This window comes from Caballeronia arationis, assembly GCF_001544975.2.
Taxonomy (GTDB): domain Bacteria; phylum Pseudomonadota; class Gammaproteobacteria; order Burkholderiales; family Burkholderiaceae; genus Caballeronia; species Caballeronia arationis.
Map to the genome: position 1 here is coordinate 41,790 of NZ_FCOG02000041.1, position 12,853 is coordinate 54,642.

Sequence of the window (12,853 nt, forward strand, 5' to 3'; positions counted from 1 at the left end):
AGGCATGCGCGCCGTCGCGCGCGTGCGCCTTAGCGCATGCCGCCGCTCGCGACCAGATGCTCGCCCGTGAGCCAGCGCGAGTCGTCCGATGCCAGGAACACGGCGATCGAAGCTATGTCATCCGGCTGGCCGAGGCGGCCAAGCGGAGTCTGGCTGAGCGCCGACGTTTCGAAGTCGGACCCGATGATGCCCGCGGTATGCGTACCCTCGGTGACCACCACGCCCGGATTGATGGAGTTCACGCGAATCTTCCTTGCACCGAGTTCGCGGGCCAGCACGCCCGTGATCGCATCGACGGCGCCCTTCGTGCCGCTATAGACGGCGCTGGCCGGCGGCGTAATGGTGCTGACGACCGAACTGACGTTGACGATGCTCGCGCCCTCGCCGAGATGGCGCGCGGCGGCCTGCGTCGTGAGGAGAACGCCTAGAACGTTGGTATTGAACTGCTTGTGGAAATGCTCTTCCGTGATTTCTTCGATCGGCGAGAACTCGTAGATACCCGAGTTGTTCACCAGAATGTCGAGGCGTCCGTACGTTTCGATGGCTGCGTTGATGATGCCTTGCGCATCAGCCGCCTTCGACACATCGCCACCGACCGCGACAGCACGGCCGCTGGCGGCGGTGATCGCCGCGACGACGGCATCCGCGCCTGCCTTGCTGCTTGCATAGTTGACGACGACCGATGCGCCTTCGGCTGCGAGTGCCTTGGCGATAGCTGCTCCGATGCCCTTCGACGCGCCCGTGACGACCGCTACTTTGCCTGCGAGTTTGCTCATGATTCTTTCCCTCAATAGACTGCTTACGGAACATGACGCTGAACCAGCCGTCCTGCGATGGTGCAAATGTAGTGATATCTTCGGTCGCGATAAAGCCGCCCGGAGCGAATTGATTGGCTGGATTTCACGAACAATCGAAGGACGGCCGCGGCGCATCGGCCTGTAGCCCATTGGTGCATGAGCTTACTTAACGCAGGAAATGTCGTGGTTTCGGATTCAATTGACCCGGCGATCGGCTTTCTTTCGCGTTCCGCGCACCGGGGATATTGGACCAAAGCCCAATACATGTTCTTCGACAAGCGTCTTACGCTAGGAATAGCGTGGAATGGAACTGCGCACGCGGTTGCTGGTTCCGGAAGACCGGCCGCGTGCGCGACCGGATGACGACGAATGCGGCCCGACCCCACCGACCCGGGGCGCTCCGGCTATAGGGGTCTTTCAACCTGACGATGGAGAAAAGGAATGCAAAGACGAGACTTCATGGTTCAGTCGACGGCCGCGTTGGCACTGGGCGGGCTCGCGCTTGCCGGATGCACGACCACGACGAACAAGGGTGACCAGAAAACCGCAGGCGACACCGATGAGCGCCGTTCCATCGACGCCGATGTCGACGCAACGATCCAGCGCCTGTACGCCACCGTTCGCGGCTCGCAGGAACTGGTCGCGAAATCGCGCGGCATTCTGGTGTTTCCGTCGGTGATTCAGGCCGGGTTCGTCATCGGCGCGCAATACGGCAAGGGGTCGCTGAGGGTCAGCGGCGCGACGGTCGGCTACTACAGCACGACGTCGGCCTCGTTCGGCTTTCAGGCCGGTGCGCAGTCGAAGGCACTCATCTTCCTATTCATGACGCAGGAAGCACTCGACAAGCTGCGCAATACCGACGGCTGGTCGGCGGGCGTCGACGCTTCGGTTGCGCTCGTCAAGGTAGGAGCGAACGGCGCAATCGACTCCACGACCGCGACGGCACCCGTCGAAGCATTCGTCCTGACGAATGCGGGCCTGATGGCGGATGTCTCACTCGCGGGAACGAAGGTTTCGCCTCTCAAGATCTGACGAAAGCGCGGTGCTGAAAAGCCTTGGCGTGTGCTGCACGGCAAGGCACCCGGCCTTGCGGCTTCGCATGAGGTCCGGGACGCTGGCGCCTGCGGCGCGGGCCGGGTGTTGTCCGATGGCAGGAGGTGTCAGGTGACCGCTGAACACGACCGGCTCGATCAGGCTCGCAGCCGAGACGCGCCGTGGAAGGCATGGGGCCCCTATCTGTCGGAGCGGCAATGGGGAACCGTGCGCGAAGACTACAGCGACTCCGGCGACGCCTGGAACTACTTCAATCACGACCAGGCTCGCTCGCGTGCGTATCGATGGGGTGAAGACGGGCTCGCCGGCATCTCTGACGACCAGCAGATCCTCTGCTTTGCGCTGAGCCTCTGGAACGGCAACGACCCGATCCTGAAGGAAAGGCTCTTCGGTCTCACCAACAGCGAAGGCAATCACGGCGAAGACGTCAAGGAATATTATTTTTACCTCGATTCGACGCCGACACATTCGTACATGAAGTACCTGTACAAATATCCGCAGTCTGCGTATCCCTATGCCGATCTCGCCGCGACGAACAGCCGGCGCGGTCGCCAGGACTTCGAATATGAACTGATGGATACCGGCGTCTTCGACGACGATCGCTATTTCGATGTCTTCGTCGAATATGCGAAGGCGTCGCCCGAAGACATCCTGATCCAGATCACCGCGTTCAATCGCGGTCCTGCATCCGCCGCGCTGCACCTTCTGCCGACGCTGTGGTTTCGCAACGTCTGGTCGTGGGGCGAGGAAGCGTTGCGGCCTTCTCTCAGGCAAGCCGCGGCGGCGGAGGATGCCGGCTGCGTCGTTGCGGCCGTTCATCGCGAACTCGGCGCGTGGTCGCTGTATTGCGAAGGCACCGCTGCCCTGCTCTTCACGGAGAACGACACCAACACCGAGCGCCTCTCCGGCATGCCGAACCGGACGCCCTTCGTCAAGGACGGTATCGACAGCACCGTCGTGCACCGTGCCGAAGGTGCGGTGAATCCGGAGAAGCGCGGGACGAAGGCTGCCGCCCACTATCGATTCGACGTGAGCGCCGGCGAATCCCGCACCGTTCGACTGAGGCTTCGCCGCGAAGCGCCGGAGCAGGCGCCATCCGTCGAAGCGGCGTTCGGCGACGCTTACAGCGACACCCTGAACACCCGTCGCAAGGAAGCCGACGACTTCTATGCCACGGTCATTCCCGCTTCGCTCGACGACGACGCAAGGAACGTGATGCGTCAGGCGCTCGCCGGGATGATGTGGTCCAAGCAGTTCTATTACTACGATGTCGACCGATGGCTGACCGAGCGCGGCGCCGACCCGTTCAATCCTCAGCGGCGCTCGCCACGCAACGATCACTGGCATCACATGTTCAACGCGGACATCGTCTCGATGCCCGACAAGTGGGAATACCCGTGGTACGCGGCGTGGGATCTGGCGTTTCATGTGCTCGCACTGACGCTTGTCGACCCGGACTTCGGCAAACAGCAACTCGACCTGATGCTCCGGGAACGCTATCTGCACCCGAACGGACAGCTCCCCGCCTACGAGTGGAATTTCGGCGATGTCAATCCGCCGGTGCATGCGTGGTCGACCATCTTTACGTATCGTCTCGAAGAGTTCCGTCATGGTCAGGGCGATCTGGTCTGGCTCGAACGCGCGTTCCACAAGCTTCTGCTCAACTTCACATGGTGGGTGAACCGCAAGGATCGCGAAGGCAATAATGTCTTCGAAGGCGGCTTTCTCGGACTCGACAACATAGGCGTTTTCGACCGCAGCGCCCCTCTGCCCACGGGCGGCTATCTGGAGCAGGCGGATGGCACCGCATGGATGGCGCTCTTCTGCGAGAACATGCTCGAAATCGCGGCGCAACTCGCGTTGCAGAACCCGGCGTACGTGGACATGTGCGTCAAGTTCGTATCGCACTTCCTGTGGATCGCATCGTCGATGTTGCGCGCCGGCCAGGGCACCGGCATGTGGGACGAAGAGGACGGCTTCTTTTACGACGTGCTGCGCCTGCCCGACGGCCGCTCAGAACGGCTCAAGGTGCGCTCGATGGTGGGACTTCTGCCGCTTTGCGCCGTCACCTCCTTCGATGGAGCACTGGTCGAGCGCGAACCCGAAGCATTCCAGAACCTCAAGCGGTTCATCGACGCGCGCCCGGAGATCGTCGCCTCCATCCACGACCTGACGGCGAAGGGCGTCGGCGGCCGGCGGCTTGCGGCCATTCTGAACGAAGACAAGCTGCGCCGCGTGCTCGCGAAAATGCTCGACGAAAACGAATTCCTGAGCCCGTACGGCATCCGCTCGCTGTCCCGCCATCACGCAGATCATCCGTACACGTATCGCGCGGGCGGGCAGGAATACCGGGTGTCGTACTTGCCGGCGGAATCGGATACAGGCATGTTCGGCGGCAACTCCAACTGGCGCGGTCCCGTCTGGATGCCGGTGAACGGCCTGATCATCCGCGCGCTGCTGCAGTATTTCACCTTCTATGGAAACGACTTCAAGGTGGAATGCCCGACGAACTCCGGGCATTTCATGACGCTCTACGAAGTGGCCGAGGAAATCACGAACCGGCTCGCGCGCATTTTCCTGCGCGGCCCCGACGGCCGCCGGCCGGTTTATGGCGGCACCCGCAAGTTTCAGGATGATCCGCACTGGCGCGATCACATCCTGTTCTACGAATACTTTCACGGCGACAACGGCGCGGGACTCGGCGCGAGCCACCAGACCGGGTGGACCGGCATCGTCAGTCGCGCGATGCACATGTTCGCCACGACCACACCCGAGCAGCTTCTGAAGATGGGCCGGGTCGCCGCATTCGCCGAGACGCCGGTTGCCAAGCCAGAATGACGCTCGCTTACAGGGAACCATCGGCTCAGCCGATGCTTCTGATCTGAAATAGCGATTTTACTTCTGTATCCGCGCCTCCTAGCATCCAGGGATCGGCATCGTCGGCTGGGCGACGCCCACCGCCGACGCCCGTCCAGGAGGCAGACATGGAACACGGCGCTCGCACGCAAGACGAGAAGCTCGAAGTGAAGACAACCACGTGCTATATGTGCGCATGCCGCTGCGGCATCCGCGTGCATCTGCGCGATGGCGAAGTGCGCTACATCGACGGCAACCCGAATCATCCGCTCAACCAGGGCGTGATCTGCGCGAAAGGCGCATCGGGCATCATGAAGCAGTATTCCCCCGCGCGTCTCACGCAACCGCTGATGCGCAAGCAGAACGCCGAACGGGGCAGCGCGCAGTTCGAGCCCGTCTCGTGGGACGTCGCGTTCGCCACGCTCGAAAAGCGCCTCTCACACCTGCGCGCCACCGATCCGAAGAAGTTCGCGCTCTTCACCGGCCGCGACCAGATGCAGGCGCTGACCGGTCTCTTCGCCAAGCAGTTCGGCACGCCCAACTATGCGGCGCACGGCGGCTTCTGCTCGGCGAACATGGCGGCGGGCATGATCTATACGATGGGCGGCTCGTTCTGGGAATTCGGCGGCCCCGATCTCGACAGCGCGAAGCTCTTCCTGATGATCGGCACGGCCGAGGACCATCACTCGAATCCGCTCAAGATCGCCCTCTCGAAGTTCAAGCGCGCGGGCGGACGCTTCATCGCGATCAATCCGATCCGCACGGGCTACGCCGCAATCGCGGACGAATGGGTGCCGATCCGCCCGGGCACCGACGGCGCGCTCTTCATGGCGCTGATCCACGAACTGATCGCCGCCGACGCTTACGACCATGAGTTCGTCGCGCGCTTCACGAACGCGGCCGAGTTGCTCGACGTGAACGAAGCGAGCGACCGCTTCGGTCTCTTCGTCAAGAACCGCCAAGCCGACGAAGGCAACCCGCTTTTTCCGCAGAATCACATGTGGTGGGATCGCGCGAGCAATCGTGCAGTGCCGCATCACGCGCCCGACGCGGAACCCGCGCTCGATGGCCGCTATACGCTCGACGATGGCACGCCGGTGCGTCCGTCGTTCGCGTTGCTGAAGGAGCGCGTCGCGGACTGCACGCCGGAGTGGGCCGCCGAGATCACCGGCATCCCCGCCGCGACGATCCGGCGCATCGCCGCGGAAATGGTGCAGGTGAGCCGCGACCATAAGATCACGCTGCCGATCCGCTGGACCGACGCATGGGGCAAGACCCACGATACCGTGACGGGCAACCCGGTCGCCTTCCATGCGATGCGCGGGCTCGCGGCGCACTCGAACGGCTTCCAGTCGATCCGCGCGCTTGCTGTGCTGATGTCGATGCTCGGCACCATCGACCGGCCGGGCGGCTTTCGCCACAAGGCGCCGTTTCCGCGCGCGGTGCCGCCGTCGGCAAAACCGCCGAATCATCCCGATCAGGTGAAACCCAACACGCCGCTAGCGAACGGTCCGCTCGGCTGGCCCGCCGCGCCAGAAGATCTCTTCATCGACGACGCGGGCGGGCCGGTGCGCATCGACAAGGCGTTCTCGTGGGAATATCCGCTCGCGGTCCACGGGTTGATGCACAGCGTCATTACGAACGCGTGGCGCGGCGATCCGTACCCCATCGACACGCTCATGATCTTCATGGCGAACATGGCGTGGAATTCGTCGATGAACACGATGGAAGTGCGCCGCATGCTCGCCGACAAGCACGAGAACGGCGAGTACAAGATTCCGTTCATCGTCGTGTGCGATGCGTTCCAGTCCGAGATGACGGCCTTCGCCGATTTGATCCTGCCCGACACGACGTATCTGGAACGGCACGACGCGATGTCGATGCTCGATCGCCCGATCTCCGAGTTCGACGGTCCCGTCGATTCGGTGCGCGTGCCGGTTGTGCCGCCGACGGGCGAATGCAAGCCGTTCCAGGAAGTGATCGTCGAACTCGCGAGCCGTCTCAAGCTGCCCGCGTTCATGACACCAGAAGGCAAGCGCAAGTATCGCGACTATCCGGACTTCATCATCAATCACCAGACGGCGCCGGGTTCGGGCGTCGGCTTCCTGATCGGCTGGCGCGGCAAGGACGGCAAGGATGCGCTCGTGGGCGAGCCGAATCCGCGTCAGTGGGAGGAATATGCGAAGCACGACTGCGTCTTCCATTACAGGATGCCCGAGACATTGCAGTACATGCGCAACTGCAACGGGCCATATCTGCAATGGGCCGTCGAGAAGGGCTTTCGCAAGTTCAAAGAGCCGATCCTGATCCAGCTCTATTCCGACGTGATGCAGAAATTCCGCCTCGCCGCGCAAGGGCGTACGAAGGGGCGGCAGCCGCCGGATCATCTGCGCGCGCGCGTCGAGCAGTATTTCGATCCGCTGCCGTTCTGGTATGCCCCGCTCGAACGCGATTCGACCGATCTCGCGCGCTTCCCGCTCGCCGCCGTCACCCAGCGGCCGATGGCGATGTATCACTCGTGGGATTCGCAGAACGCGTGGCTGCGGCAGATTCACGGCGAGAACATGCTGTACATGAACCCGAAGATGGCGCGCGAGAACGGCATCGAGGACGGCGGCTGGATCTATGTCGAATCGCAATGGGGCAAGGTGCGCTGCATGGCGCGCTATAGCGAAACGGTCGAGCCCGGCACCGTGTGGACCTGGAACGCGATCGGCAAGGCGGCGGGCGCGTGGAATCTCGGCGCCGATGCCAACGAATCGCAGCGCGGCTTCCTGCTCAACCATCTCATCACGGACGAACTGCCCGGCGCGACCCCGAAAGACGCGCGCTATTCGAACTCCGATCCGATCACGGGACAGGCCGCGTGGTACGACGTGCGCGTGCGCGTCTATCCCGCCGAGGCCGACGCCGATCACACGCTGCCCCAGTTCGCGCCGATGCACGACGTGCCCGGCATGACCGGCGTGATCCAGCGTGTGGTGCAGACTTACTTCGCGGGGCGCGGCGAGTTCGCGGCGCGCCTTCGCAACACCGTCAAGCGCAACTGACGAGGAGACCAACATGACCCAGATGGCGCTCGTAATCGACCTGAACGTCTGCGTGGGATGCCACGCATGCGTGACGAGCTGCAAGGAATGGAACACGTCGGGCGAGGCAGGCAGTCTCGCGGATTTGCGTCCGTACGACGCCGATCCCTCCGGCACGTTCTTCAACCGCGTGCAGACCTACGAGGCAGGCGAGTTTCCGCTCGCCGACACGATCCATTTTCCGAAGTCGTGTCTGCACTGCGAGGACCCGCCGTGCGTGCCCGTCTGTCCGACCGGCGCGAGCTACAAGCGCAAGGAAGACGGCCTCGTGCTGGTCGATTTCGACAAGTGCATCGGCTGCAAGTACTGCGCGTGGGCTTGCCCGTACGGCGCGCGCGAACTCGACGAAGAGCGCAAGGAGATGACCAAGTGCACCCTTTGCGCGGACCGCATCTATAACGAGGCGCTTCCCGAGCGCGACCGCAAGCCCGCGTGCGTGCTGGCGTGCCCGACGTCGGCGCGGCTCTTCGGCGATATCCACGATCCCGAGTCGGTGGTCTCGAAGGCGATTCGCGAGCGCGGCGGCTATCAGCTGATGCCCGAATGGGAGACGAAGCCGGCCAACCACTATCTGCCGCGTCAGCCGGTGAGTTCGTGCGGCAGTGGCGGCTCGTGTTCGTGCCAGCCGGAGAACGCCGAATCCATGCCGATCGACATGCAGATCGAGCGCGGCGAAATCAACCTGGCGTCGATGGCAGTGCGTGTCTGACCATTTTTTTTGGAGCAACACATGAAACCCGCATTTTCAGTCGTGTTTCTCACGACCTTGAGCGGCGCCGCGCAAGGCCTGCTTGTCGCGCTTGTCGGCGTGGAGGCAGCGCTCCGGCTCGGCCTGTTGTCGGCAAGTGCAGCGCCTTCGCAGATGTTCTTCATCGTCGGCGCGGCGATTGCAGTCGTGCTCGGCGGGCTTGGGCTGCTCGCGTCGTTCTTCCATCTCGGGCATCCCGAGCGCGCCTGGCGCGCGATCGCAATGTGGCGCACATCGTGGCTCTCTCGCGAGTGCCTCTGCCTGCCCGCGTTCCTCGCGTGTGCAGCGGCGTATGGCGTCGCGCACTGGTTCGGCTCGCCGTGGTCGCTCGCGATCGGCGTGCTTGGCGTCATCGCGTGCGGCGCGCTCTTCGTCTGCACCGCGATGATCTATGCGTGCCTGCGCTTCCTTCAGGAATGGGCGACGCCGCTCACGATGGTCAACTTCGTGCTGCTCGGCTGCGCGTCGGGCTTCACGCTCGCGACCGCGTGCGCCGCGTGGCTCGCGCCGACGCTGACCGCCGCGCTGGCCGCCTGCGCATGCACGCTCACGCTCGCGGGCTGTGCGAGCCGCGTCGCTTCATTGAGGCGCAATGCGCGCCTGCGCCCGAAGTCGACGGTGCAGAGCGCGACCGGCATCAAGGGGCCGAACGTCGTGCAGAAATCGCGTGGCTTCACGGCGGGTGCTTTCAATCTGCGCGAGTTCTTCCACGGACAGACGCCGCAAGCGCTGCAGCGGATCAAGTGGACGTTTCTCGTCGGCGCGTTCGCTGTGCCGTTCGTGCTGATGGTGCTGGGAGCGGGCGCTTCGTCGGTCGGAGTGTCGATCGCGCTGTTTTGCGCGGCCTGCGTGACGCAGTATTCGGGACTTGTCGCGGAGCGCTGGTTCTTCTTCGCCGAAGCGCGGCATCCGCAGAATATCTATTACGCGCGGGCTTCGTGACGTACTGCCCGGTTATGTTGCGTGCAACATAATCGGGCAGCACCATTCGAATCTAGGCGGCAGGAACAAGCAGCACCTTCGCCGAAGCCGCAAGCCCTTGATGCAGATCGGAAAACGCCTTCGCACCTCCGGACATCGGCCGCTCTTCGAGCCATTCGAGCGAACCGAACGCGCCTTCATGCAGCGCTTTCACGGTCGCGCGCAGACCGCGACTTCGGCATGATCTCCGGCTTCGCGCGCCATAACGACCGCGCACACCAGCGCATCGAAGGCTTTCGCGACGAACTCTCGCGCGCCGGCTTCCGGCTGCCGGAGGCGAACGTCATCGAAGAGCCGTTCGGTTTCGACGGCGGACGCGCCGGCCTCAAGCATCTGATGCAACTCAACTCGCGCCCGACGGCCGTCTTCTGCGGCAACGACCTGCTCGCGCTCGGCTGCCTGTTCGAAGCGCAGTCACTCGGCAACGCGGTGCCACAGCAGCTTTCGATCGTCGGTTGCGACAACCTGCCGATCTGCTCGCAGATCACGCCGGGCCTCTCCACCGTTCTGCTGCCCACATACGAACTGGGCCAGCGCGTTGCCACGGCGCTGCTCGACTGGCTCACCCTTGATCGCATGCCGGAAAGCGAATGCCGGCTAATCGAACTCGTCGTGCGCGGCACGAGCGCGCCGCCTGCCTCATGACGCATCGGCGGCGAGCTGCTTCAGTTGCGCATGGAGCGCTGAAGGAATCGTGATGCCGTCGCGCGCCGCATGTTCGGCCACGTCGTGTCGCCGATAGCCGGGCAGGCGCACGCCTTCATCCGCGAGCATCAGTTCGATCAAGGTCTCGATGCGCTCCAGATAAGTATCGATGCCCGCGAGCGCGCCCGGATCGATGATCCAGAACAGATGGCCGATGCGCGAACGCGCGCCTTCGGCGGTCAGGAACGATCCGGCTTCGGCGCCGAACTGCGCGCCCGACAGCGCCGCCGCCAGCAACTCCACCATCAGCGCGAGCATCGCGCCCTTCGCGCCGCCGAAGGGCAGCATCATGCCGGCGAGCGCGGCGTGCGGATCGGTTGTCGGCTGGCCATCGGCGGTCGTCGCCCAGCCTTCGGGGATCGGCTTCCCGTCGCGCGCCGCGACCATGATCTTGCCGCGCGCGACTTGCGAGAGCGACAGGTCGATCATGAGCGGCCGGCCCTTTGCACGCGGAAACACGGCCGCGATCGGGTTCGTGCCGAAGAGCGGCGTCTTGCCGCCCCACGCGGGCATCGACGCCGGCGCGTTGCTGAACGCCAGCGCGACGAGCCCTGCCTCGCCAACCGCTTCGAGGTGATATGCGCCCGCACCGAAGTGATGGCTGCGCACGATGCTCGCCGTCGCCGTGCCGAACTGCCGCGCGCGCTCGATACCGGTCGCGATTGCCAGATCGCAGGCGGCGAACGCAAGGCCGTCGGCGGCATCGACGAGAAACGCGGCACCTTTGTCCTTCGCGATTCGCGGCACCGCCAGCGGATCGACACGGCCGTTGCGCAGTTGCGCGACATACATCGGCAGGCGTGCGACGCCGTGCGAAGCGAGCCCGTGCAGGTCCGCGTAGATGAGCGCGCGCGCGGTGGCGACCGCGGTCTCGTGCGTGGTTCCCGCCGCGAGCAGCGCGGACTGCGCGAAGATCGACAGTTCGGCGGCGCTGAAAGTGCGAAGGCCCGCGTCGCTCATTTTTGGCCTTCCTGCATCGCCTGATGTGGCGGAAGCTGCATGATCCCGCCGACTTCGTCCGACCGTTCCTGCGGCTCCTTCTCACGCGGCGCCGCCAGCACGGCGCGCGCGGTTTCCACGTCGAACACGCCCTCCCAGCGCGCGACGACGAGCGTCGCCACCGCGTTGCCAATCATGTTCACGAGCGCGCGCACTTCGTTCAGCACGCGGTCGATGCCGATGATGAGCGTGATGCCCGCGACCGGAATGATGTCGTGCGAAGAGAGCGTCGCCGTCAGCGCGACGAGTGCCGCGCCTGCGACTCCCGCTCCGCCCTTCGACGTCACCATCAGGATCGCGAGGAGGCCGATCTGCTGCATCAGCGTGAGATGCGTGTTGGTCGCCTGTGCGATGAAGAGCGAGGTCATCGTCAGATAGATCGCGGCGCCGTCGAGGTTGAACGAATAACCTGTCGGCAGCACCAGCCCGACGACCGACTTCGGGCAGCCGAGCCGTTCGAGTTTCTCCATCAGGCGCGGCAATACCGATTCGGTCGTCGAGGTGCCGAGCACGATCAGCAATTCCTCGCGCAGGTAGCGCAAGAGCGGCCAAAGACCGACACCCGCCCAGCGGCAGGCAGTGCCGAGCACGATCGCGACGAACAGGATGCTCGTGATGTAGAAGCACAGGATCAGCATGCCGAGCTGCTGCAGGCTCGCTATGCCGTACTTGCCGACCGTGAAGGCAATCGCGCCGAACGCGCCGAGCGGTGCCAACCGCATGATCATCTCGACGATGCGCATCAGCACGTCGCCCAGTTGCTCGATGCCTTGTGCCAGGAACTTGCTGCGATCGGACATGATCGACAGCGCGACGCCGAACAGGACCGAAAAGAGCAGCACCTGAAGCAGGTCGCCGCGCGCGAACGCGCCCACGACTGAGTTCGGCACGATCTGTTCGAGAAGGCCCGCCTTCGCCTGCGTGTGGGCTTCGGTCACGAAGTGCGTGACTGCGCCGGCATCGAGCGTCTTCGGATCGACATTCAGGCCCGCGCCCGGATGCACGACGTTCGCGATGACGAGGCCGAGCAGGAGCGCGATCGTCGTTACCACTTCGAAGTACAGGATGGTCTTGAAGCCGACGCGTCCGACCTGCTTCAGGCTCTCCATCCGCGCGATGCCAATCGACACCGTGCAGAAGATCAAGAGCGTGATCAGCATCTTGATCAGGCGGATGAACGTGTCACCGAGAGGTTTGAACTGGACGCCGAGCGACGGCGCGATATAGCCGACGAGAATGCCGGCCGCAAGTCCGATCAGGACCTGCACGTATAGATGCTTGAGCACGCGCAAGATGGTGTCTCCTCCACTCGCTGCTGCCAGAAGTTGGGCGGCCGCGCTGCGCGGCACGCGTCGCTTCTCTGAGCGGCGTCGTGCCGGCGCGCGCACCGGACGGGGACTTCGATTGCCTTGCTTCTATCGATGATGCGATGTTGCGTGATCCGGTCAGGCGCTTTCGAACAGACGCGTGAGCACGAACTCGCGATGACCGAGCGTTTCCGCCGAGGTCCAGCGGCCGTTCGCGGTGGCGAGCATGCATTCGAGCAGGCGGTCGCCGGACTGGTCGAGATTCTGTTCGCGCTGCAGGATGCCCGAGACGTCGACGTCGATATGTTCGCTCATCGT

At 64.0% G+C, this 12,853-nt stretch carries 10 protein-coding genes and 1 pseudogene; 6 read left to right on the forward strand and 5 right to left on the reverse strand.

Annotation, left to right across the window (positions count from 1 at the left end):
• Positions 1-29: 29 nt before the first annotated feature.
• Positions 30-776 carry a glucose 1-dehydrogenase gene (locus AWB81_RS22970; protein WP_062638852.1) on the reverse strand — a complete coding sequence of 249 codons (747 nt, stop codon included), beginning with the start codon at positions 774-776 and terminating at the stop codon, positions 30-32.
• A 462-nt stretch (positions 777-1,238) separates the two neighbouring features.
• On the opposite strand from AWB81_RS22970, the gene AWB81_RS22975 reads away from it, so the two are divergent.
• The 5 genes from AWB81_RS22975 to AWB81_RS22995 all read left to right on the forward strand — a co-directional run bounded on the left by AWB81_RS22975 (position 1,239) and on the right by AWB81_RS22995 (position 9,485).
• Entirely contained in the window at positions 1,239-1,829 is a 591-nt protein-coding gene (locus AWB81_RS22975; RefSeq protein ID WP_062638853.1) for a BPSL1445 family SYLF domain-containing lipoprotein, read from the forward strand.
• A 132-nt stretch (positions 1,830-1,961) separates the two neighbouring features.
• Complete coding sequence (locus tag AWB81_RS22980; protein ID WP_062638855.1) at positions 1,962-4,688, forward strand: MGH1-like glycoside hydrolase domain-containing protein; 2,727 nt, start codon at positions 1,962-1,964, stop codon at positions 4,686-4,688.
• A 146-nt stretch (positions 4,689-4,834) separates the two neighbouring features.
• A complete protein-coding gene (locus AWB81_RS22985; protein WP_062638858.1) occupies positions 4,835-7,756 on the forward strand; it encodes a molybdopterin oxidoreductase family protein in 2,922 nt (973 codons plus the stop codon).
• Positions 7,757-7,769: 13 nt separating this feature from the next.
• Entirely contained in the window at positions 7,770-8,504 is a 735-nt protein-coding gene (locus tag AWB81_RS22990; RefSeq protein WP_062638859.1) for a 4Fe-4S dicluster domain-containing protein, read from the forward strand.
• 21 nt (positions 8,505-8,525) lie between these two features.
• Positions 8,526-9,485, forward strand: a complete 960-nt coding sequence (locus tag AWB81_RS22995; protein ID WP_062638860.1) for a dimethyl sulfoxide reductase anchor subunit family protein — start codon at positions 8,526-8,528, stop codon at positions 9,483-9,485.
• A gap of 52 nt (positions 9,486-9,537) precedes the next feature.
• Here the strand turns inward: AWB81_RS22995 and AWB81_RS45805 are convergent, their stop codons facing one another.
• Complete coding sequence (locus AWB81_RS45805; RefSeq protein WP_159938926.1) at positions 9,538-9,678, reverse strand: hypothetical protein; 141 nt, start codon at positions 9,676-9,678, stop codon at positions 9,538-9,540.
• Between the two features lie 26 nt (positions 9,679-9,704).
• On the opposite strand from AWB81_RS45805, the gene AWB81_RS23000 reads away from it, so the two are divergent.
• A complete protein-coding gene (locus AWB81_RS23000; RefSeq protein ID WP_087135134.1) occupies positions 9,705-10,169 on the forward strand; it encodes a substrate-binding domain-containing protein in 465 nt (154 codons plus the stop codon).
• Here the strand turns inward: AWB81_RS23000 and AWB81_RS23005 are convergent.
• The 3 genes and pseudogenes from AWB81_RS23005 to AWB81_RS23015 form a co-directional block, all read right to left on the reverse strand.
• The gene (locus AWB81_RS23005) at positions 10,164-11,189 is read right to left on the reverse strand and encodes an Ldh family oxidoreductase (protein WP_062638861.1); all 1,026 of its coding nucleotides are present in this window, start codon (positions 11,187-11,189) and stop codon (positions 10,164-10,166) included. The genes AWB81_RS23000 and AWB81_RS23005 overlap by 6 nt on opposite strands.
• Entirely contained in the window at positions 11,186-12,514 is a 1,329-nt protein-coding gene (gene dctA, locus AWB81_RS23010) for a C4-dicarboxylate transporter DctA (protein ID WP_235025875.1), read from the reverse strand. Before dctA ends, AWB81_RS23005 begins: the two co-directional genes overlap by 4 nt.
• Positions 12,515-12,673: 159 nt before the next feature.
• A pseudogene (locus tag AWB81_RS23015) lies at positions 12,674-12,853 on the reverse strand (UxaA family hydrolase); the annotation flags it as partial.

What these genes read in the sequence shown, in the direction of transcription:
- AWB81_RS22970 (WP_062638852.1), bottom strand. Translation starts at nt 776, where the DNA reads ATGAGCAAACTCGCAGGCAAAGTAGCGGTCGTCACGGGCGCGTCGAAG.
- AWB81_RS22985 (WP_062638858.1), top strand. Translation starts at nt 4,835, where the DNA reads ATGGAACACGGCGCTCGCACGCAAGACGAGAAGCTCGAAGTGAAGACA.
- AWB81_RS22990 (WP_062638859.1), top strand. Translation starts at nt 7,770, where the DNA reads ATGACCCAGATGGCGCTCGTAATCGACCTGAACGTCTGCGTGGGATGC.
- AWB81_RS23000 (WP_087135134.1), top strand. Translation starts at nt 9,705, where the DNA reads ATGATCTCCGGCTTCGCGCGCCATAACGACCGCGCACACCAGCGCATC.
- AWB81_RS22995 (WP_062638860.1), top strand. Translation starts at nt 8,526, where the DNA reads ATGAAACCCGCATTTTCAGTCGTGTTTCTCACGACCTTGAGCGGCGCC.
- AWB81_RS22975 (WP_062638853.1), top strand. Translation starts at nt 1,239, where the DNA reads ATGCAAAGACGAGACTTCATGGTTCAGTCGACGGCCGCGTTGGCACTG.
- AWB81_RS23005 (WP_062638861.1), bottom strand. Translation starts at nt 11,189, where the DNA reads ATGAGCGACGCGGGCCTTCGCACTTTCAGCGCCGCCGAACTGTCGATC.